At 71.5% G+C, this 21431-nt stretch carries 19 protein-coding genes; 3 read left to right on the top strand and 16 right to left on the bottom strand.

The features are described 5' to 3' along the window. Positions 1-164: 164 nt before the first annotated feature. Both ABZU43_RS06705 and ABZU43_RS06710 read left to right on the top strand, forming a co-directional pair. The gene (locus ABZU43_RS06705; protein ID WP_355005555.1) at positions 165-1319 is read left to right on the top strand and encodes a GNAT family N-acetyltransferase; all 1155 of its coding nucleotides are present in this window, start codon (positions 165-167) and stop codon (positions 1317-1319) included. Then, on the top strand, positions 1316-2428 hold the full coding sequence (locus ABZU43_RS06710) for a GNAT family N-acetyltransferase (protein ID WP_355005556.1): 1113 nt from the start codon (positions 1316-1318) through the stop codon (positions 2426-2428). Before ABZU43_RS06705 ends, ABZU43_RS06710 begins: the two co-directional genes overlap by 4 nt. Before the next feature lie 54 nt (positions 2429-2482). On the opposite strand, the gene raiA is transcribed toward ABZU43_RS06710, so the two are convergent. The 8 genes from raiA to efeU form a co-directional block, all read right to left on the bottom strand. After that, positions 2483-3118 (bottom strand): ribosome-associated translation inhibitor RaiA, encoded by a 636-nt coding sequence (gene raiA, locus ABZU43_RS06715; RefSeq protein WP_355005557.1) that lies wholly within the window; start codon positions 3116-3118, stop codon positions 2483-2485. 245 nt (positions 3119-3363) lie between these two features. Continuing rightward, a complete protein-coding gene (locus tag ABZU43_RS06720) occupies positions 3364-4071 on the bottom strand; it encodes a ComF family protein (protein WP_355005558.1) in 708 nt (235 codons plus the stop codon). 4 nt (positions 4072-4075) lie between these two features. Beyond that, the gene (locus tag ABZU43_RS06725) at positions 4076-5890 is read right to left on the bottom strand and encodes an LpqB family beta-propeller domain-containing protein (protein ID WP_355005559.1); all 1815 of its coding nucleotides are present in this window, start codon (positions 5888-5890) and stop codon (positions 4076-4078) included. Further along, positions 5887-7644 carry an MtrAB system histidine kinase MtrB gene (gene mtrB, locus ABZU43_RS06730; protein ID WP_210784506.1) on the bottom strand — a complete coding sequence of 586 codons (1758 nt, stop codon included), beginning with the start codon at positions 7642-7644 and terminating at the stop codon, positions 5887-5889. Before mtrB ends, ABZU43_RS06725 begins: the two co-directional genes overlap by 4 nt. Before the next feature lie 12 nt (positions 7645-7656). Further along, positions 7657-8346 carry an MtrAB system response regulator MtrA gene (gene mtrA / locus ABZU43_RS06735; RefSeq protein ID WP_030331519.1) on the bottom strand — a complete coding sequence of 230 codons (690 nt, stop codon included), beginning with the start codon at positions 8344-8346 and terminating at the stop codon, positions 7657-7659. 226 nt (positions 8347-8572) lie between these two features. Further along, entirely contained in the window at positions 8573-9850 is a 1278-nt protein-coding gene (gene efeB / locus ABZU43_RS06740; protein WP_355005560.1) for an iron uptake transporter deferrochelatase/peroxidase subunit, read from the bottom strand. A 25-nt stretch (positions 9851-9875) separates the two neighbouring features. Continuing rightward, complete coding sequence (efeO, locus tag ABZU43_RS06745; RefSeq protein WP_355005561.1) at positions 9876-11009, bottom strand: iron uptake system protein EfeO; 1134 nt, start codon at positions 11007-11009, stop codon at positions 9876-9878. A gap of 21 nt (positions 11010-11030) precedes the next feature. Then, on the bottom strand, positions 11031-11930 hold the full coding sequence (efeU, locus tag ABZU43_RS06750; RefSeq protein ID WP_355005562.1) for an iron uptake transporter permease EfeU: 900 nt from the start codon (positions 11928-11930) through the stop codon (positions 11031-11033). Positions 11931-12066: 136 nt separating this feature from the next. Here efeU and ABZU43_RS06755 point away from each other — a divergent pair, with 136 nt between their 5' ends. Next, the gene (locus ABZU43_RS06755; RefSeq protein ID WP_167493764.1) at positions 12067-12213 is read left to right on the top strand and encodes a hypothetical protein; all 147 of its coding nucleotides are present in this window, start codon (positions 12067-12069) and stop codon (positions 12211-12213) included. A 280-nt stretch (positions 12214-12493) separates the two neighbouring features. On the opposite strand, the gene ahcY is transcribed toward ABZU43_RS06755, so the two are convergent. From ahcY to nfi, 8 genes are all read right to left on the bottom strand, one after another. Continuing rightward, positions 12494-13993: an adenosylhomocysteinase gene (gene ahcY, locus ABZU43_RS06760; RefSeq protein WP_355005563.1), complete on the bottom strand. Its 1500-nt coding sequence runs from the start codon at positions 13991-13993 to the stop codon at positions 12494-12496. 279 nt (positions 13994-14272) lie between these two features. After that, positions 14273-15436 (bottom strand): mannose-6-phosphate isomerase, class I, encoded by a 1164-nt coding sequence (manA, locus tag ABZU43_RS06765; RefSeq protein ID WP_355005564.1) that lies wholly within the window; start codon positions 15434-15436, stop codon positions 14273-14275. Between the two features lie 3 nt (positions 15437-15439). After that, positions 15440-16447: a cation diffusion facilitator family transporter gene (locus ABZU43_RS06770; protein WP_355005565.1), complete on the bottom strand. Its 1008-nt coding sequence runs from the start codon at positions 16445-16447 to the stop codon at positions 15440-15442. A 67-nt stretch (positions 16448-16514) separates the two neighbouring features. Next, on the bottom strand, positions 16515-17711 hold the full coding sequence (locus tag ABZU43_RS06775; RefSeq protein ID WP_355005566.1) for an SIS domain-containing protein: 1197 nt from the start codon (positions 17709-17711) through the stop codon (positions 16515-16517). After that, positions 17708-17893, bottom strand: a complete 186-nt coding sequence (locus ABZU43_RS06780) for a Trm112 family protein (RefSeq protein WP_091394023.1) — start codon at positions 17891-17893, stop codon at positions 17708-17710. Before ABZU43_RS06780 ends, ABZU43_RS06775 begins: the two co-directional genes overlap by 4 nt. A 61-nt stretch (positions 17894-17954) precedes the next feature. Beyond that, the gene (locus tag ABZU43_RS06785) at positions 17955-19340 is read right to left on the bottom strand and encodes a phosphomannomutase/phosphoglucomutase (RefSeq protein WP_355005567.1); all 1386 of its coding nucleotides are present in this window, start codon (positions 19338-19340) and stop codon (positions 17955-17957) included. Between the two features lie 69 nt (positions 19341-19409). Beyond that, the gene (locus ABZU43_RS06790) at positions 19410-20471 is read right to left on the bottom strand and encodes a hypothetical protein (protein WP_355005568.1); all 1062 of its coding nucleotides are present in this window, start codon (positions 20469-20471) and stop codon (positions 19410-19412) included. A 151-nt stretch (positions 20472-20622) separates the two neighbouring features. Beyond that, complete coding sequence (gene nfi / locus ABZU43_RS06795; RefSeq protein ID WP_355005569.1) at positions 20623-21369, bottom strand: deoxyribonuclease V; 747 nt, start codon at positions 21367-21369, stop codon at positions 20623-20625. Between the last annotated feature and the right edge of the window lie 62 nt (positions 21370-21431).

Here is a 21431-nt window from a genome sequence, read left to right on the forward strand (position 1 = left end):
CAACGCTCCCCTAGACAGTCTCGAACCATCGTAGGCGCTTCATCGGCGCGATGGTCACTGGTGGCGGTGCTCGACCCCGCCGAACCCGACATAACTCGCGTCCTGCACACGCCCCAAACGTTATCCGGTTACGCCGTCGGCGAACGCTACGGCAGGATGCACGGGTGGAGCTCGTGGAGATCATCGAGGACGGCGTGCTGCTGCGGCCCTGGCGAGAGACGGATGCCGAGGCCGTGCACCGAGCCTGCCAGGACCCGGACATTCAGCGTTGGACCACCGTACCGCGCCCGTACCGGCCGGAACACGCCCACGGATTTGTCACCGAGATGAGCCGGAAGGCCTGGGCCGAGGGCACCGGGGCACCGTTCGCGGTCTGCGACCCGGACACCGGGGAGCTGCTGGGTTCCAGCGGGCTCACCTCGATCGGCGAGGACGGCACCGGTGAGATCGGCTACTGGACGGCACCCTGGGCGCGTGGTCGAGGCGTGATGGTCCGGGCCACCCGGGCGGTGGCCCGCTGGTCCTTCGACACCCTCGGGCTTCGTCGGCTCATCTGGCAGGCCGAGGTGGGCAACCACGCCTCCCGGCTGGTGGCCCTGCGGGCAGGTTTCCGGATCGACGGCAGGTTGCGGCTGGCCGACCCGGCGCTGCTGCCCGGAAGCGCGGACGGCTGGATCGGCTCGCTGCTGCCCGGCGAGGTGCCGGCCGCCGGGTCGACCGGTCCGGCCGGGCCGGGCACCCTCGCCGCCCGGCGGGCCGCCGTCTTCGGCCGCCCGCAGCCCGTCCTGTTCGCCGGGACCGGGGCCGGCGAGCTGCGGCTACGGCCGATGGAGGAGAAGGACCTGGACGCGGTGGTGCAGACCTGCCGGGACCGGGAGACCATCCGCTGGACGACGGTGCCGGACCCGTACGACCGGGCCGACGCGGAGGGCTACCAGGCGTACGGCCGCGACTCCTGGGCTCGGGGGGACGCCGCCTGCTTCATGATCGCCGACGCCGACGACCGGTACGTGGGCACGCTCGACCTGCGGCTCTCCCCCACCGACCCGCTGGTGGCCGACACCGGCTTCATGACCGCGCCGGCGGCCCGGGGCCGGGGCTACCTGCCCGCCGCGCTGGTCGCGCTCAGCGCCTGGGGCTTCAGCACGTTGGGTCTGGCGCGGATCGAGTGGAGGGCGAACGTGGGCAACACCGCCTCCCGGCGAGCGGCGGAGAAGGCGGGCTTCCTGATCGAGGGGACCGCCCGGGGTGGCGTGCAGCACCGGGGCGAGCGGGTGGACGTGTGGGTCGGGGCGCTTCTCGCGAAGGATCTGGGATGAGTCTGCGGCCGGTCGTCGAGGCGCACGGGGTGCGGCTGCGCCCCTTCCGCCCGGAGGACAGCGCCGACGTCGTCGACGGCTGCGCGGACCCGCTGACCCAGCGGTTCGTGTCGAACCTCCCGACGCCGTACACCGAGGCCGACGCCCGCTGGTGGATCGACGTCGGCGCCCCGGCGGCCTGGACCGGCGGCGGCACCGCGTACGCCGTCGCGGACCCCGCGACCGATCGGCTGCTCGGCGCGGTGGGGCTGAACAACCCGGTGCCCGCCCGGGGTCAGCTGGAGATCGGCTACTGGATGCGGCCGGCGGCCCGCGGTCGCGGGCTGGCCACCGCGGCGACCCGCGTGCTGAGCGAGCACGCGTTCGCCGCCGGGGCGGCCCGGCTGGAACTGCTCACCGAACCGGAGAACGGTCCGAGCCAACGGGTCGCGCTGGCCGCCGGCTTCCGCTACGAGGGTCTGCGCCGGTCGGCCGGTGCGTCCCGCGACGCGGGCCGGCACGATCTGCTGGCCTGGGTACGCGTCACCGGTGATCCGCCCGGCCCGACCGCCCGGCTGCTGCCCGACCTGCCCGGCGGGGTGCTCACCGACCAGGTGGTGGCGCTGCGCCCTCTCGCGCCGGACGACGCGGCGCTGATGTACCGGTTGCACAGCCGACCCGAGGTGGTGGCGAACCAGGCGCCGCCGGTGCCGCCGACCCGCGAGGCGATGGAGCGGCGTTGTCGTCTCGCGCAGAGCAGCTGGCTGACCGGCGAGATCGCCAGGCTGATGATCACTGACGTGACCAGCGGCGAGCCCGTGGGCAGTTGCGGCTTGTCGTACACCGACGTGGCCGCCGGTGAGGCGTCGGTCGGCTACGCGTTGCTGCCGGACTGGCGCGGCCGGGGGTACGCGACGAGGGCAGTCCGGTTGCTCGCGGGCTGGGCGTTCGGCTCGGTCGGTATCGCCCGGCTGTCGGCCGGAACGGTGCCGGACAACACCGCGTCGCACCGGGTGCTGGAGCGGGTCGGTTTTCGCCGCGAGGCGGTTCAGCGCGGCCGACTGCCCGGACTGGCCGGCGCCCGCCTGGACGACCTGACCTTCGCGTTGCTGCCCGCCGACCTTCGCTGACCGGTGTCGCGGGGTTGTGGTGGGGCACCCCACCACAACCCCACGAGCTGCCGGTCAGGTGGCGAGGGAGATGATGCCGTAGTCGTACGCGTGGCGCCGGTAGACGACGCTGGGGCGGCCGGACTCCTTGTCCTGGAAAAGGTAGAAGTCGTGGCCGACCAGTTCCATCTCGAACAACGCGTCGTCGATGGTCATCGGCTCGGCCGGGTGGACCTTCTCCCGGGCGATGTGCCACGGCTGGTCGTCGTGCTCCTCTTCGACCCGTTCGGCAACGGCGGTGCCGGCGCGGGCGCCATCGCTCGGCGCGCTGAGCGCGTTGGGCACCAGGTCCGCGACCGGCAGGCCAGCGGTGGCCTCGGCGACGGAGATCGGCGCGTGCCGACCCCGGTGTACGCGGCGACGGTCGGCCGCGCGGCGCAGCCGGGTGTCGAGCTTCGCGATGGCCGCGTCGAGCGCGCTGTAGAAGTCGTTCGTGCAGGCTTCGGCCCGCATGACCGGGCCCCGGGAAACGCAGGTGATCTCCACCCGCTGGCAGTGGTCGGCCTGGCGCGGATTGCGCTCGTGAAACAGCTCGACATCAACGCGAATAAGTTTGTGGTCGTAGCGTTCGATCTTCGCGAGTTTCTCGGCTACGTGTACCCGGTAATGGTCCGGCACTTCGACGTTTCGGCCCTTGACCACGATGTCCACGTGACCTCCCTTTTTCGGACGGTCTTCGATCCGGTTGCCCGGCCGCGCGCCGTGGGGAGACCCGCTGGCGTCGACCGGTTGGTACGGCTACGCCTCCTCTCACCGCCGAGAGTGGTGGGAACGACCTCCTACCCCCGACAGCGAAACGCTAACTCTTGTTTGCCCGGCAGTCACCCCATGTTGCCGAGACGACCCAGGATTTTTCGCAGCTCATACACCAACGGGTGAAACGGAAACACTATGGGTTACGACTGGTGCCTTTTCTCGGTCGCCGCGAGCACCGCCGCAACACCCGGTGCCCATCCTGTCGCGGTCAGCACCCGGCTCGCGGCGGCGAGGGTCACGCCGGTGGTGACGATGTCGTCGAGCAGCACCACGACCGGCGCCGGGCCCCCGGCACGCCCCTGGAGCGGCCCCGTCGGGCGGGGCTGGAAGGCCGCCTCGGCCGCCGCCGCGCGCGCGGCGCTGTCCAGGGTGACCGAGTCGGGCCGGGGTGACGCCCGCAGCGGACGGTGCACCCGCACCGCCCAACCGCTCCGGTTGAGCCGGGCCGCGCAGTGCCGGGCCAGCCGGTCGAGGTGGTCCCCGTAGCGGGACCGGGCCGCCGCCGCGGTGTCCGGGACCGGAACCAACGCCAGCGGACGGGCCCCACCGACGGCCGCCGCGACGACCTCGGCGAGCAGCGCGCCGAGCGGACGAGCAAGCCCGTGTCGGCCGTGTTCCTTGTACGCCAGCAGGGCCTCGCGCAGCGGACCCGCGTACGGGCCGAGGGCGACGCAGGACGGCAGGCCCGGCGGAGCGGGGGTGGGACGGACCGCCCGTGGCCGCAATGCACCCAGCGCCACGACACAGGCTGGGCAGACCCCGTGCCGCAGGCCGGGTCGGCGCTCCCGACAACCGGCGCAGTCGGCGGGCAGCACCAGGTCGGCGAGGTCCGCCCAGAGCCCGCTCACCGTGTCAGTAGAGGAAGAACGGCGCCGACGGGTTGCTCGGCCGGACACCGGTCGGCACCGGGGCGATGTCGCGTACCCGGCCGGGCTCGATCCGTTCGAACGGGCTGCTGCGGTAGGCCACCCCGTTCGCCTCGTACATGTACGCCCCGCCGGGCGTCCGCACACTGCGGTTGGTCGGGTACGCGGTCAGGTGGGTGACCTTGGCGCCGAGGTCGGTCCGCAACGGTGTCTCCAGGGCGCCGTCGACACTGATCTCGTAGATCGCCGGCTGGCCGACCGACCCCGCCACCACCAGTTGGTCCTCCCTGCCCCAGTCGACAGCCGTCGGGTTCGTCAGCGAGGTGACCAGCTCTCGGGGCGGGCCGATGGACGCCCCGCCGCCGTCGAGGTTGACCGCGGCGACGTAGAGACGGCCGCCGACGATCAGCGCCACCCGCTGGCCGTCCAACCCGGCGGCCACCGCGGTGACCGCGCCGGAGGGCAGGTTGAGCGGCACCGGATACATCCGGGCCGCCTCGTCGAACCGGTAGAGCTGCCCGTCGGCCACGACGAGGCCGCGGCTGGGGCGGTTGTCGACCGTACGCAGCCAGACCGGTCGGCCGATCGAGGAGAATTCGGCGCCGCTGCGGCTGACCACGGAGACCGGGTCGGCACCCGTGCCCACGGCGAGTCGGTACCGGTTCTTGCCGCTGCTGGCGACCACCATCGCGGCGAGGATCCGGCGGTCCTTGGCCAGCCCGAGGCTGGCGGAGACGACGTTACGGTTGGCCTCGGGTGTCAACGGCACCGTGCCGCTGGGCTCGCCGTCGAAGTCGAGCGGGTGGATCGCGCCGTCGTACACGCCGAACCGCTGCGGGCTGGTGGCATACGGGTAGAGCACCCGGGCGTCTCGTCGCTCGCCCAGCTCCACCACGGGCTGCGCGTTGTTGCGGATCTTCAACTCCAGCTGACCGGTGAGGTCGCCCAACGACCAGGCGATCTGCGTGATCAACTGATCGATCCCGCTCTGGTCGTCGCCGGACATGTCCAGGTTGACCTCCCACCGACCGTTGCCGCCGGTGGCGTTGTTGATCAGCTCGGTGCGGTCCGGCAGCCCGACGACCCCCGGGCGCAACCAGTCGGAGGGGCCACCGACCAGCCACTTCACCACCTCGTTGACCTGCCGCTCGACCGGCACCGCCTGCGGTCGGTAGCGCTGGTCGGGCACCAGGCGGCTGCGGTCCGAACTCCAGAAGTAGATCGTCTCGTCCTGGTAGTACTCCCGAAGGGCGGTGTCGCTGAGCAGCAGCACGTTGGGCGGGTTGATGACGTAGAGGCCGGCCCGGTCATCGTTGACGCCGCCGTTGAAGGACGCGCTGCGCAGGCCGAACTCGTACTCCGTCTCGGTCGCCACCGGTGGGGCCAGGATGCCGTTGGTGCGCAGCACCCCGATCTGCTGCACGGTGATCTTGACTGTCGTGGTCGAGTCGCTGTTGAGGGTGTAGACCGCCTCGCGCAGCCGGACCACGTTCAGCGCGACCTCGCTGCCCTTCTTGTCCTGTAGGCGAGTCTTGTCCTCCGGGGCGATGAACGCCTTGACCCGCTCGTACGCCCGATCCGGCTCGCCGGCGGCGGCGGACAGGAAGTTGCGGACGAACGTCTCGTTGACGCTGCCGCTGGCCGTGCGCGTCGGTGGCTCACTGCCCCGACTGATCACACCGGCCTCGGTCGCGGCGCTGCCCTTGCCGTCCACCCGCACGTCGGATGCCGCCGGAATGCCACAGCCGGCGCCCAGCAGCACCATCACGCCGAGGGTCCCGAGCAGAGTCGGCCGTCTCACGAGCGCACCTCCGTCCGCTGCCCGTCCCCGGCCGGAGCCGGACCGATCGCCAGTGCCCCGCCGGTGCCGGGACCGATGGCCAGTGGCCCACCGTCGCGGGGGCCGCCGAACGGTAGGGCGGCGTCGGCCGGCACCAGCCGCAGCGGTGAGGTGGTCAGCCGATCGCCAGCACGGGCCGGCAGGGTGAGTCGGAACTGCGCGCCCTGCCCGGGAGCACCCCACGCCTCCAGCCAGCCGCCGTGCAGCCGTGCGTCCTCCAGGCTGATGGACAGGCCCAGCCCGGTGCCCCCGGTCTGCCGGGCCCGCGACGGGTCCGCCCGCCAGAACCGGTTGAACACGAGCTTCTCCTCGCCGACCTTCAGCCCCACACCGTGGTCGCGGACCGTGATCGCCACGGCGGTCTCGTCGATGCCGAGGGTGATCAGCACCGGGCGGGCCTCACCGTGCTCGACGGCGTTGCCGACCAGGTTGCGCAACACCCGCTCGACCCGGCGCGGGTCGACCTCGGCGATGACCGGCGTGCCCGGCAGGTCGAGTTCGATCGGTACGCCCACCCGCTCGGCCAGGCCCGCCAGCCGGTCGACCACCCGGTGCACCACCGGCACCAGGTCGGTCGGCTCGGAATCCAGCATGGCGAAGCCCGCGTCGAACCGACTGATCTCCAGCAGGTCGGTCAGCAACTCCTCGAAGCGGTCCAACTCGGCCTGCAGCAGTTCGGCGCTGCGGGCGACGGCCGGGTCGAACTCATCGCGCTCAGCGAAGATCAGGTCGGCGGCCATCCGCACCGTGGTCAGCGGGGTGCGCAGCTCGTGGGAGACGTCCGAGGTGAAGCGGCGCTGCAACCGGGACATCTCTTCCAGGCGCAGGATCTGCCGTTGCAGGTTGGTGGCCATCTGGTTGAACGACGCGGCGAGCAGGGCCAGGTCGTCCTCGCCGTTGACCACCATCCGCTGGTCGAGCAGGCCCGCGGAGAGCCGCTGGGCGGTACGTGCGGCGACCCGGACCGGGTTGACCACCAGCCGGGTGACAAGCGCCGCGAGCAACCCGAGCAGGATCACCAGCGCGACCCCGGTGGCCACCACCGTGGCGCGGGCGTCGGCGGCGGTGACGTCCTGCCGGCCCAGCGGGACCAGGTAGTAGAGCTCGATCTGGCCGAAGCGGGTGGGCACCGGCGAGCCGTAGACCAGGTATTTGGTGGTCTCGCCGGTGAGTCGCCCGGTGCGGATCTGACTGGCCACCTTGCCGTCGGCGATCGCGGCCCGCAGCTCGGGGCTGATCAGCGACTGCACGTTCGCCGACGGCGAGGTGCGCGTCTGGATGTCGTTGGGATAGTCGTCGGCGGTGATGGCCACCACCACGCCGCTGGTCTGCTGGGGGTCGCCGCCGGCCAGGTAGTTGACAGTGCCGTCGATGGTCTCCTGGAGCTGCGCCTCCTGCGGCTGGCCGTAGAAGGAGACCTGCTTGGCCGCGTAGCTGGCACCGCTTGTCACCCGCTGCCGGACGTCGCTGCGCGCGCTGTCGAGCAGAATGGTGGTGATCTTGTCAGCGATCAGGAACGCGAACCCGCCGACCAGGAGGCTGGACGCGACCAGCGTGATGGTCACGACCCGAACCTGGAGCGAGCGACGCCAGGTCTGGTGTGCCCGACCCACCGCACGAGCGACCCGACCACTCACCGCACGCCAGAGCTCCCCGCCGGCGCTGGGCCGGCGGGCAGCCGTACTCGGGGAGGGTGGGGGCGGCGAGGTCGACACAGTGCGACCAGGCTATCCGGTCCCCGCCTTGTAGCCCACGCCCCGCACGGTGAGGATGATTTCCGGTCGCTCCGGGTCTGGTTCGATCTTGGCCCGCAACCGCTGGACGTGCACGTTGACCAGACGGGTGTCGGCCGCGTGCCGGTAGCCCCAGACCTGTTCGAGCAGCACCTCGCGGGTGAAGACCTGACGTGGCTTGCGGGCGAGCGCGACCAGCAGGTCGAACTCCAACGGCGTCAGCTTCACCTCCTCGTCGTTGCGACTCACAGTGTGCGCGGGCACGTCGATGGTGATCTGGTTGTCCGGCGGCCCGATGGTGAGCATCTCCGGGGCCACGTCCTCGCCTCGGCGCAGTCGGGCCCGCATCCGGGCCACCAGCTCCTTGGGCTTGAACGGCTTGACCACGTAGTCGTCGGCGCCGGATTCCAGGCCGAGCACGACGTCGACGGTGTCGCTCTTGGCGGTCAGCATGACGATGGGCACGCCGGACTCCGCCCGAATCGACCTGGCGACGTCGATCCCGCTCATGCCGGGAAGCATCAGGTCAAGCAGCACTATGTCGGGACGACTGTCGCGAAAAGCGGCCAACGCCCGCTCGCCGTCCGCCACAAAAGAGGGCAGGAAACCCTCACTGCGCAGCACGATGCCGAGCATCTCGGCGAGCGCGGGGTCATCGTCGACCACCAGTACGCGGGCTCTCATGGGATTAATATTGCATCCTCATTCAGTTCGGTGGGACCGGCGTCCGCCGGTAACGCTCAGCGCCGCCGTCAAACCGGGTGCCAGCAGTCCGCGGCGGCGGCGCCACGTGCTGCGGTGCCTGGGCGCACGGTTGGCCGCGGGCCAGGCTGCCACCATGATCCCCCTTTGGCGGCGCCCGGCGCCACCGCAAGCCGGACCGATCCGGCTGTCGCCATCCGGACGACGGTCAGCCGAACAGCCCACTCCCCCAGTGTTCCCCGCCGTCGCGTACCCCGGGCGGGCAGGCGAACACCCCGCTGGAGACGTGTCGCAGGTACTCGTTCATCACGTCGTGCCGGGCCAGCTGCGTCTGGATCGGCACGAACTGACGGCGTGGATCACGCTGGTAGGCGATGAAGAAGAGGCCCGCGTCGAGCCGGCCGAGGCCGTCCGAGCCGTCGACGAAGTTGTAACCCCGGCGAAGCAGTTGGGCCCCGCCGTTCCGGCTCGGGTGGGCGAGCGTGACATGGGCGTGCTCGGCGATCACCGGCTTGCCGTCAGCGCCACGGGCGGCGAAGTCGGGCTCGTCGAACTCGTCGCCGCGACCCAGCGGCGCGCCGCTGCCCTTGGTCCGGCCGACGATCTCCTCCTGCTCGGCGAGGGAGGTCCGGTCCCAGGTCTCCACCAGCATTCGGATCTTGCGGGTCACCAGGTACGAGCCGCCGGCCATCCAGTCCGGCCCGTCGCCCGGCTGCACCCACAACTGGTCGCGCAGCAGGTCGGTGTCCTCGGCCTTGAGGTTGGCCGTGCCGTCCTTGAACCCGAAGAGGTTGCGTGCGGTGGCCTGCTCCCGCGTGGTCGACGAGGTGCGGCCGAAGCCGAGCTGCGACCAGCGGACGCTCACCACGCCCATGCCCAGCCGGGCCAGGTTACGGATCGCGTGCACCGCCACCTGCGGGTCGTTGGAGCAGGCCTGGACGCAGAGGTCGCCGCCGGAGAGCTGCGGCTGCAACGCGTCGCCGGGAAACTTCGGCAGATCGGCGAGGGCGGCAGGACGACGCTCGGCGAGGCCGAAGCGGTCCCGTCCGTCGGCGTCGCGGAACAGCGTCGGCCCGAAACCGATGGTGAGGGTGAGCTGCGAGGGAGGCAGGCCGAGCGCTTCGCCGGTGTCGTCCGGTGGGGCCTCCGGCATCCCGCCGACCGCACCCAGCACCCCGGCGTCGCGCCCCGCCGTCATCCTGGCGGCGGCGGCCGTCCACTCCTCCAGCAGTTCGACGAGTCGGGCCCGGTCCTTGGTGATCACGTCGAAGGACACGAAGTGCAGCCGGTCCTGCGCCGGGGTGACGATGCCGGCCTGGTGCTCTCCGTGGAACGGCACAGCCCCGGCCGGGTGGTCGCTCGCCGCGGCCGGGCCATGGGAGCCGTTCAGCAGCGCCCCCGCGCCGGCCGCCACTCCGGCGACCCCCGCCACCCCGGCGCCGGCCAGGGTGATCGCCCGGCGCCGGGTGAACCTGCTTCCGCTCATCGACTCGACTCTTTCTGCCAGGTGGTCACTTCGCGACGGCCGCGGCGACCTTGCTGATCGGCTCGGCGAGCGCGTTGATCCCGTCGGAGAGCTCCTTGAGCTCGGCCTTGCTCAGCGCGGTGTGCAGCTTCCACCCGTCGCCGTCGCGGTGCTTGCCGAGCAGGCCCTCGACGTTCGTGAACTCGGTGTCCAGCTGGCTGACGAGCTCCGGCGAGCGCTGCTGCAACGCGGGCCGCAGGGCGGACACGGCGGCCTTGGAACCTTCGAGGTTGGCGGCGAAGTCCCACAGGTCGGTGTGCGAGTAGCGGTCCTCCTCGCCGGTGATCTTGCCGCTGGCCACCTCGTCGAGCAGTTCCTTGGCACCGTTGGCGAGCTGGAGCGGGGAGAGCTTCTCGGCGTTCGCCTTGGCCACGATCTCCTTGACATCCGCCAGCAGGCGGTCGGCGATCGGGCCGTCCTTGGAGATGTCGCCGGACTGCCAGAGGTCCTTCTCGATCCGGTGGAAGCCGGTGAACTCCATCCCCTCCTCAAGGACCTCCTCGCGGCCGTCGATCTTGGGGTCGAGGTCACCGAAGATCTCAGCGACCGGCTCGATCCGCTCCCAGTAGGTGCGGGCGACCGGGTAGAGCGCCTTGGACTTCGCCACATCGCCGGCCTTGACCGCGCCGACGAACTCCTCGGTCTTGTCCAACAGCGCGCTGGTCTGGCTCTTCACGTACCGCTGGTAGTTGTCCGTGGCGTCACCCAGCGCGGCGTCGGCGGTGAGCGGCTGCGCCGACCCGCTGACCTTGAGCGCGCCCCGGATGCCCTTGCCGCTCATCCCCGGCTTGCAGGCCGTCTGGTACGTGCCGGCCGGCAACTCCACGTGCAGCTCGCGGCTCAGCCCAGGGGCGATGTTCTCCACCTCGCCCATCACCCGGTCGCCGTCGGCGTACACGTAGAACTCGGTCACCTTCGCGCCCGAATTGGTGATCTTGAAGGTGGCGGTGCCGGCGCCCAGGTCGGTCGAGCCGACCTCACAGGCGGTGTCGCTGGCCTTGACCACGATCGGTCCGCCGGACCCGGCCGAGTCACCCTTGTCGGAGTCGGAGCAGGCGGCCAGACCGGCCGTGGCCAGCACGCCGGCGGCGGCCAGCGCGAAGAACTGGGTGGTACGCATCGAAGCTGTCTCTCCTCGTGGTCAGGCACGCTGCGGCGTGGACGCCGCCTCGGCCTCAGCGCCGGTATCGGCCCCGCGCTCGGTGACTGTGGTGGTGGTCGCGGTGGGTGCCGGCTTACGTCGGGCCGGTCGCAGGAAGAGCAGGAGCACCGGTACGGCGTACGCGACCCAGGCGATCGTCTCCAGCACTGTGGGCGCGGGGGTCACGTTGAACATGCCGGCGAGCAGGGCCGCGTACCAGGTGCTCGGGTCGAGCACGCTGGTGATGTCGAAGGCCAGGTCGTTCAGGCCGGGCAGGACGCCGGCCTCCTGGAAGTCGTGCACGCCGTACTTGAGGATGCCGGCGGCGACCAGGATCAGCAGCGCGCCGGTCCAGGTGAAGAACTTGCTGAGGTTGATCCGCAGGGCGCTGGCGTAGAGCAGCACGCCGAGGACCACGGCGGTGACGATGCCGCCGATCAACGCGAGCAGCGGGCCGCTGTCGCCGGCCGCGCCCTGGGCGGCCGAGTAGAAGATCAGCGCCGTCTCCAGACCCTCGCGGATCACCGCGAGGAACGCCATCCCGGCGACGGCGAGGGACCCGACGGCCAGCGCCTCGGTGAGCTTGCCCCGCAGTTCGCCGGCGATGGTCCGGGCGGCCCGGCGCATCCAGAAGATCATCCAGGTCACGAAGACCACGGCGGCGACCGAGGTGATCGCCTCGAACAACTCACGATCCTCGGATCGGGACAGCAGCGAGGTCGATGTGTACTCGATCAGCCAGCCGAAGAGCACCGAGAGCGCCACGGCCAGGCCGACGCCCGCCCACACCTGCGGCAGCCGGTCCCGGCGCTGCGACTTCACCAGGAAGGCGACCAGGATGCTGACCACCAGGGTGGCTTCCAGCCCTTCCCGCAGACCGATCAGGTAGGTGGCGAACATCCGAGCTCCGAGTAGGTTAGGCACGCCTTGGTTGACTTAGGGCAGGCATACCTTCCTCCTGGTCAGCGTCGTCGTCAAGTCGTTCACGACAAGCTCACCCTGTCTGCGGCGAACTCCACTGTGCGAAGATCGCGCCGTGAGGGGATTCCTGCCGTGGTTGACGGTCCTGGCCGTGGTGCTGCTGCTCAGCGCACTACGCCTACGGGCACTGGCCACCCTCGTCTCGCTCGGCTGGCTGGCCTGGTGCATCTGGACCTGGTTCCGCCCCACCCGCCGCACCTGACCAAGCCCCGACCCGGCGCCCCGAACCCCAGACCCCGGCCTCCGGCCCCGCGCCCCGGCCTCCGGCCCCGCGCCCCGGCCCCGGCCCCGGCCCCGCGATCTTGCACTTTCTGCGGCGACATATCGCATCTAAAGCCGCGAATCTCCAACCGAAACTGCAAGATCGCGGGAGTGCGGGGCAGATCGCGGGATTGCGGGGCAGATCGCGGGAGTGCGGGGGGCAGGGCGGAGACGACGGACCGGGCCGGCTGCGAACAGCCGACCCGGTCCAGAGATGTCGATCAGTAGCGGTAGTGATCCGGCTTGAACGGACCCTCCGTGGAGACGCCGAGGTAGGCGGCCTGCTCCTTGGTCAGCGTGCTCAGCTTGGCGCCGAGTGCGCCGAGGTGCAGTCGGGCCACCTTCTCGTCCAGGTGCTTGGGCAGCACGTAGACACCGATCGGGTACTCCTCGGTCTTGGTGAAGAGCTCGATCTGGGCGATCGTCTGGTTGGCGAACGAGTTCGACATGACGAAGCTCGGGTGCCCGGTCGCGTTGCCCAGGTTCAGCAGGCGGCCCTCGGAGAGCACGATGATGGCGTGCCCGTCGGCGAAGCGCCACAGGTCGACCTGCGGCTTTATGTTGATCCGCTCGACGTCGGACCGCTTGGCCAGCCCTGCCATGTCGATCTCGTTGTCGAAGTGGCCGATGTTGCCGACGATGGCCTGGTGCTTCATCCGGGCCATGTGCTCGTTGGTGATGACGTCGAAGCAGCCGGTGGCGGTGATGAAGATGTCGCCCTGCTCGACAACGTCGTCCAGGGTGGCGACCTGGTAGCCGTCCATGGCGGCCTGCAACGCGCAGATCGGGTCCACCTCTGTCACCACGACCCGGGCGCCCTGGCCGCGCAGCGACTCGGCGCAGCCCTTGCCCACGTCGCCGTAGCCCATGACGACCGCCATCTTGCCGCCGATCAGCACGTCGGTGGCGCGGTTGATGCCGTCGATGAGCGAGTGCCGGCAGCCGTACTTGTTGTCGAACTTGCTCTTGGTCACCGAGTCGTTGACGTTGATGGCCGGGAAGAGCAGGGTGCCGGCCCGGTGCATCTCGTAGAGCCGGTGCACGCCGGTGGTGGTCTCCTCGGTCACGCCCTTGATGCCGCCGGAGATCCGGGTCCACCGCTGGCCGTCCTCGCCGAGCGAGCGGTGCAGCAGCTCGAGGATGACCGCGTACTCCTCGGAGTCGGCGGACTCGACGGGCGGGACTGCCCCGGCCCGCTCGAACTCGGCGCCCTTGTGTACGAGCAGGGTCGCGTCGCCGCCGTCATCGAGGATCATGTTGGGGCCCTGCCCGTCCGGCCAGGCGAGCACCTGCTCGGTGCACCACCAGTACTCCGGAAGGGTCTCGCCCTTCCAGGCGTACACCGGAACCCCGGCCGGAGCCTCGGGGGTGCCGTCCGGGCCGACGACGATCGCCGCGGCGGCGTGGTCCTGGGTGGAGAAGATGTTGCAGGACGCCCAGCGCACCTGCGCGCCGAGCGCGACCAACGTCTCGATCAGGACGGCGGTCTGGATGGTCATGTGCAGGGAGCCGGTGATCCGCGCGCCGGCGAGCGGCTGCGCCTCGGCGAACTCGCGACGGATCGCCATCAGGCCGGGCATCTCGTGCTCGGCGAGCTGGATCTCTTTACGCCCGAACTCGGCGAGCGACAGATCCGCCACCTTGAAGTCGCCGTCGGCGAGCGTGCTCGGCCGGGCCTCGGACGGCGTGCCGCTGGCGGACGCCGGGAGGGTGCTGGTCATGAAAGCTCCTGTCGAACGATGTCTGCGCCGACCTTCCACCTTACGCGCGTCGGCGACGGGCATCAGGCACGGTCGGCGGACAGCGCACGGGGCGGTCGGTGATGGACGGACTTTCCCGCCCACGTCCCGCCCGCCCCGTGCATCCCCCCGGTTTGGTTCCCCCGCACGTTCTCGGACCGTCGTCGCGATAACGCTGCGTACTCATAGAGTCACACTCAGGCAGGGTGACGTCAAGCTATTCCGGGAAAGTCGGACTTGTGTCGTTGACTCGGGTCGAGGTCAGCGCAGCCCGGACGTCGCCACGAACGCCACACCGGCGCCGTCGATCCGCAGCGGCGCTTCCAACGCCGTACCGATCGCCGCCTCGCCGGAGACCAGCGTCAACGCGCCGGCACCGTCGTCCACGGTGATCGCACCACCAGCGCAGAGCACCACCCGGGGGCCCGGCAGCGACAGTGTCACCGAGGGCACCGCCGCGTCGACCCGGACCCGGTGCAGCGCGAAGTCGTCCACCGGCACAGGCCAGCAGTCCACGCCCGGGCCGACCGGCTCCGCGGCGCGCACCGGATCGACGAGCACCTCGAAGCGCAGCACCCGCAACAACTCGTCGACGTCCACCCGCTTCGGGGTCAGGCCGCCGCGCAGCACGTTGTCGCTGGCCGCCATGATCTCCACGCCGCAGCCGCTCAGGTAGGCGTGCAGGTTGCCGGCGGGCATCCAGATCGCCTCCCCCGCCTCCAGCCGCAGGTGGTGCAACAGCAGCGCGACCAGCGCACCCGGATCCCCCGGGTACGCCGTGGCCAGTCGGCGGGTCAGTTCCGCGTCCGGGCCGTCGGCCGGTGCCGCCACCACAGCGGCCATCAGGTCGTGACGCCTGGCGACCGGCCAGCCGAGCAGCGTCCGCACCGCCGCCCGCAGCCCCGCCGGCCCGGACCGCAACGCGGCGACCACAGGCGCCAACTCCGGTACGCCGAACGCCGCGAGCGCCTCGGCCGACTCCGCCGGATCCCGGAAACCGCACAACGCCTCGAACGGGGTGAGCGCGACAAGCAACTCCGGCTTGTGGTGCGGGTCGGAGTAGTTGCGCGGCCCCTCGGTGCGCCCCGCCTCCGCCGCGTAGCCGGCCTGCGCCTGCTCGGCGTCCGGGTGGGCCTGCAGGCTCAGCGGAGCGTCGGCCGCGAGCACCTTGAGCAGGAACGGCAGCCGGTCGCCGAACCGCTCGGACACCCGCTGGCCGAGCCACTGCCCAGGTTCGTCCCGCACCAGGTCACAGAGGCTCACCCGCAGACCGGCACGATCCACGAGGGCCGGGGCGCCCGGGTGGGCCCCCAACCACAGCTCCGCCTCCGGGCCCGCGCTCGGCACCGCTCGCCCCTGGAGGAGGGCGATGGCCGAGCGCGAGCCCCAGGCGTAGTCCCGGATCGGCCCGTACAGTGGCTCCACCCGTCAGCCCCCGGGCCGCCCGGCCGGCTCGCCCGACGTGTCCTGCGGCTGCGGCACCGCGGTGTCGGCCGCGGCACCGGTGCCGGCCTCGGCGGCAGCGGTGCTGTAGACGTCCGGCTCCAGATAGATCACCCGGGCGATCGGCACCGCGGCGCGGATCCGCGCCTCGACGGCGTTGATGCCACGGGCCAGGTCGTGAGCGCTCTCCCACTCCGGAACGGCGATCTTGGCGGCCACCATCAGCTCTTCCGGGCCCAGGTAGAGCGTCTTCATGTGGATGATCCGCTCCACCTCGGGGCCGTCGGTGACGGCCCGCTCGATGGCAGCCAGCTCGGACGCCTCGGCGCCCTCACCGAGCAGCAGGCTCTTCGTCTCGATGGCCAGCACGACTGCGATGACCACCAGCAGGATGCCGATCATCGCGGTGCCGGCGGCGTCCCACTCGCCGTTGCCGGTGATCAGCGTCATGGTGACGCCGAACAGGGCGAACACCAGACCGACCAGCGCGCCGAAGTCCTCCAGGAGCACCACCGGCAGCTCCGGCGCCTTGGCCCGGCGGATGAAACGCACCCAGGACTGGTTGCCCCGGGTGTGGTTGGACTCCTTGATGGCGGTCCGGAAGGAGAACGACTCCATGATGATCGCCAACACCAGCACGACCACCGGCAGCCAGTGCCAGGACTCGATGCCGCCCTTGTCATGCCACTTGTGGTACGCCTCGTAGAGCGCGAACAGGCCACCGATGCTGAACAGCACGATGGACACGATGAACGCGTAGATGTAGCGCTCCCGGCCGTACCCGAACGGGTGTTCCGGTGTGGCCGCGCGCTTCGCCCGCTTGCCGCCGAGCAGCAGCAGGCCCTGGTTGCCGGAGTCGGCGACCGAGTGGACCGCCTCGGCCAACATCGACGACGAGCCGGAGAGCAGGAACGCGATGAACTTGGTGACGGCGATGCCGATGTTGGCCAGCAGGGCGGCGACAATCGCCTTCGTCCCACCGTTGGCGCTCATGCCACCGCTCCGCTTCGCCGCGCGAAGCCGCTCGGTCCGCGCATGATGCGCCGCCCCCTACGTTCGTTCACTGGTTCGATAGCTCCTTCATCTCGGTGATGGCCGGAACGGCCATCGGGTCCAACCCGTGTGCCAGAGCAAGGTAGATCGAGGCGAAATCCGGAACGGCGATCAGCGACGCCAGCCGCTCCAGGGCGGAGCCGCCCTCGGCGGTCACCACGTCGCACCGCACGCCACGGCGCTCCGCGAGGGTCTGCACCGCGTCCGCACGGCGCTCCTCGACGGCGAGCGGCTCGTCGGTGTCGTCCTCGGCGTTGAGCCCGCCGTCGCGCAGCAACACCAGCCGCAGCCGGGTGCCCTCGCCGTCGTCCTCGGCCGGGTCGGCGAAGATGTCCCGCTCCCCCTCGGCCAGGCCGCCGAAGACACCGTCGAGCAGCCCGACCCGACCCCGCCCGGCCTCACCCAACGCTCCGGTGACCACCGGGTAGCGGGCGTTTGCCGACAGGGTGTCGCCGAACCGGCGGGCCGCCACCGTGGCCAGCGGGGACGAACCCCAGACGATGGGGATCGAGCCGGCCAGGCCCAGCGCCAGTGACTTCGCCGGGTTGACGAAGGACTCGGCCGCGGACCGGCAGCGGTCCGCGTCCGCGTCGAGCCGGGACGCGGTCTCGGCCAGGTCCGCCTCGTTGACCTTCACGAGCCCGAGGGAGCGGGCGGCAAGCAGGACCGGCACCGTGAGCGCCCAGAGGCTGGCCCGGGCCGGGGCACGCCGGGGCACCGGGATGAACGGCGCCCGGGCCTGCTCGGCGATCGACTGCAGCTGCGAATCCGGGGCACCCACGGCGACGAGTCGGGCACCACGGCGGTGAGCCGCCTCGGCGGCGCCGAGCGCCTCCGGGCTACGTCCGGACGCGCTCACCGCGATCACCACGTCGGCCGCGCCCACCCAACCGGGCACGCCGGCGGAGCGGTGCCCGATGATCGGGACCGGGCAGCGTGGCCCGGCGACAGTGGCCAGCACGTCACCGGTACGCCCGGCGGTGCCGATGCCGGCGATCACGACGGCTCGGGGCCGCCCGTCGTCGGCGAGCACCGCGAGGTTCGCCTCGGCTGCCAGTGCGGCGCTCTCGCGAACCTGCGCCCCGGCCGACGCCGTGTGCCGGAGCATGCCACCCGGGTCGGCCTCGGCCAACGCCTGCGGGTTGTCGAGCAGGGCCTCGTCGGCGTCACGGCGCCCACTGACCCCGGCCGTACCGTCGATCATGAGGACTGCCCGGGGCCGCCGCGCGCCTCGTCGAGCAGCAGCACCGGCACGTCGTCGCGGACCTCGAAGATCCGGCCGCACTCCGTACAGGTCAACGTCTGCGCCTCGGCGTCATAGGTGAGCGGGGCGTGGTGCGTGTCCGGACAGGCAAGGATCTCCAGCAACTGCGGATCCAGGGCCATGGCACGGCTCCTTCCACGTGTACGGCTTGACCGGCGGCGGTGCCGACCGGCGCAGGCGATCTTATCGGCGAACGCGGTCGAGCACGTCGTCCCGGAGCGAGACCATCCGATCCCGGGTGGGCGCCTCGACGTTGAGCCGCAGCAGCGGCTCCGTGTTGGAGGCGCGCAGGTTGAACCAGGCGCCGTCGGGGAAACGCAGGGTGAGCCCGTCCATCTCGTCAGCGACCGCGTCGGGGTACGCGGCGCGCACCTCGGCCACCGCCGCCGCCTGGTCGGTCACCGTCGAGTTGATCTCGCCGGAGGCGATGTAGCGCTCGTACTCACCGGCCAACACGGACAGCGGCAGCGACTGCTCGCCCAGCGCGGCCAACGTGTGCATCGCCGCGAGCATCCCGGTGTCGGCGAACCAGAAGTCCCGGAAGTAGTAGTGCGCGGAGTGCTCGCCGCCGAAGACGGCGTTGGTGCGGGCCATCTCCGCCTTGATGAAGGAGTGCCCGACCCGGGCGACGACCGGCTTCCCACCGTGCTCCCGGATGATCTCCGCGACGGCGCTGGAGGTGATCAGGCCGTGGATCACCGTGGAACCCGGGTGCTTGGCCAGCTCACGGGCGGCGACGAGTGCGGTGATCGCCGACGGTGACACCGGCTCGCCGCGCTCGTCCACCACGAAGCACCGGTCGGCGTCACCGTCGAAGGCCAACCCGATGTCCGCCCCGTGCTCGACCACGGCGCGCTGGAGGTCGACCAGGTTCGCCGGGTCGAGTGGGTTGGCCTCGTGGTTGGGGAAGCTGCCGTCCAACTCGAAGTAGAGCGGCACGATCTCCAGCGGCAGCGGCGACAGGGCCGCGTCGCCCAGCACCGTAGGAACTGTGAAGCCACCCATGCCGTTGCCGGCGTCGACGACCACCTTCAACGGCCGGATGCCGGACAGGTCGACCAGCTTGCGCAGGTAGCCGGCGTAGTCGGGGAGCAGGTCGCGCCGCTCGGCGGGCCGGGTCGGCGCTCCGGCGGGACGAGCGTCGCCCGAGTCCAGAAGTGCCTGGGCCCGCTCCCGGATCTCGGCCAGGCCGCTCTCCTGGCCGATCGGGCGCGCGCCGGAGCGGCACATCTTGATGCCGTTGTACTGCGCGGGGTTGTGGCTGGCGGTGAACATCGCGCCGGGCAGGTCGAGCGAGCCGGACGCGTAGTAGAGCAGGTCGGTGGACGCGAGGCCGATCTCGATCACCGAGCGGCCCTCGGCGCGTACCCCGGTGGCGAACGCGGCGGCCAGGCCGGGCGAGGTGGCCCGCATGTCGTACCCGACGACGACGGCGTCGCCCGGCTCGTCGGTGGAGTTGAGCAGTTGGGTGAAGGCGGCGCCCAGTGCCTCGGCGGCCCGTTCGTCCCACTGGTCCGGCACCGTCCCGCGGACGTCGTAGGCCTTCACAATCTGGGACAGATCAGACACGTGTTCCACTCCTTGGCCGCGGGTTAGACACCGATCCTGAGCCTAACGGAGGGCCGGGCCGTCCTCCGCTCAGCCGGGGAGGCGGGGGATGAACACGGTGTGGCCGTCACCGTCGGTGGGCGGGTCACCGGGCTTCGGGCGGCCGTCAGGCCGGCCCGGCATCGGCTGGGTGGCCTCCGGGGCGGGGGTGTCCGGCCGGGCACCGTAAACCCCGCCGGCGGCGGGACGCGGTGACGGCACCGCGCCACCCCAGGCGGCGGCCGGCGGCTGCTGGCCGTACACCTGACCGGGGCGACCGGGCGCGGCCGGCAACCCACCCCCGGCCCGGTAGGTGGTGCCGCCGGGGTTGCCCGGCAGGGTGTCGGGCGCCTCGTCGGACGGCTTGCGGTCCTGCCGCGAGCGACGGAACAGCAGCACGATGAGCAGCAGTCCGACCGCCACCAGCACAATGCCGAAGTACATCACCGGCGATCCTCCCCCGGACGACTCGGCGGCGGTCGCCGTGGTGCTCGGCGCCGCGGAGACGCCGCCCTGCGCCGCCGGGTTCACCGCCTCGTCGACTGTCGCGACCTCGGTCGGGCTCGGAGTCGGCGACGGCGTCTTCGACCGCGACGGAGTCGGCGACGGAGTGACCCGCGCTCCGGTCAGCCGCGCCGCGTCGGTGGCGCGACCCAGCGTCTGGCCGGAGGCGCTGATGCCCACGCCCGTGACCACGAGACGGCCGCCCGGCGAACCCGCCGCGAACGCCACCCGGTAGCGCACCGTGATGCCCTTGCCCTTGCACAGGGTCGGCTTCAAGGGTGACGTCTGCGCTGTCGACACGGTGCCGGTGCCGCCGGTGACGGCCACCGGGAACCAGCGCCCGCCCGCGTTGACCTCGACCGCCACCTGGTTCGGCTGGAGGCCCTGCAGGCTGAAGCCCAGCGCGGTACGCAGCAGGACACACCCGTCGGTGCGCTTGCGCACCGCGACGTTCACCCCCTGCGCGGAACCACCGGCGGCGAAGCTGCTGGCCGCGCCCACCCGGACCGAGTCCTGGTCGGCCAGCGCCGGTGACGCACCGAGCATCACCAGGCCGCCCGCAAGACCGCAGACCGCCGCGAGCCGTGCCACGCGTCGACGCACTGTCATGATTACCTCGCCGTTCTCCCCGGGTGGGGTCCGCCGGCCAGGCTACTACCGGCCCACCTGTCCCACCGGTCATAGAGCGCCCCGCATGTGTGCGGCGTTACGGTTTACCACCCCTCCCGCCGACCTCCCGGCGGCTGGGCTGACCAGCCAATCAGCGGGCGCGCTCCGCCTCGGCGAGGGCGTCACGGCACAGCCGGTCGGCGGTGCGGGTGGTCTCCGGCAGCCGGTAGCGCGGCGTCAACGCGAGCACCTGCGCCGCCGCGTTCTCCAGGCTCATCCGATGGCCGACGCTGACGAAGACCGGCTTCACCCCGTCGCGGGTCCGCAGCACCCGACCGACGACCTCACCACCGTCGCGCAACGATGACCAGCCGCCCCGCTCGGCGGACGGCGGATCCCACGCCCCGACCAGTGGCGTCTTCGCCACGCCGATCGCGGGTAACCCGGTGACCACCCCCAGGTGGCAGGCGAGCCCGAAACGGCGCGGATGGGCCAGCCCGTGCCCGTCGCAGACCAGCAGGTCCGGGATGGTCGTCAGCCGGTCGAGCGCAGCGAGCAACGCGGGCAGCTCACGGAAGGCGAACAACCCCGGCACATAATCGAACGCGGGTCGCCCCACACCGACCGCGGAGTCCACCACCGCCAGGGTCCGGGCGTCCAGCACCGTCACTGCCGCCGCCAGCAGGTCACCACCCTCGGCGTACGCGACGTCCAGGCCCGCCACCGTCGCAGGCGCGCTCGGCCCCGGCCCGACCAGGTCGACAAGCGGCCGCAACTCCTCCTGTACGGCCACCGCCTCGGCAACACTGCCCGGCGCGTGCGGCGCGCGCGGCGCGCTCCATGATCCACTCGGCTTCACGGAAGTCGGGTGGTCCCGCCGGCCTGGATGCCCCGACATCAATGAACCGGAGTCGATCACCCTCGGCCTGAAGCACCGACGCCATCTCCGGTGGCCCCGCC

Source organism: Micromonospora sp. NPDC005205, from assembly GCF_040608275.1.
Taxonomy (GTDB): Bacteria; Actinomycetota; Actinomycetes; order Mycobacteriales; family Micromonosporaceae; genus Micromonospora.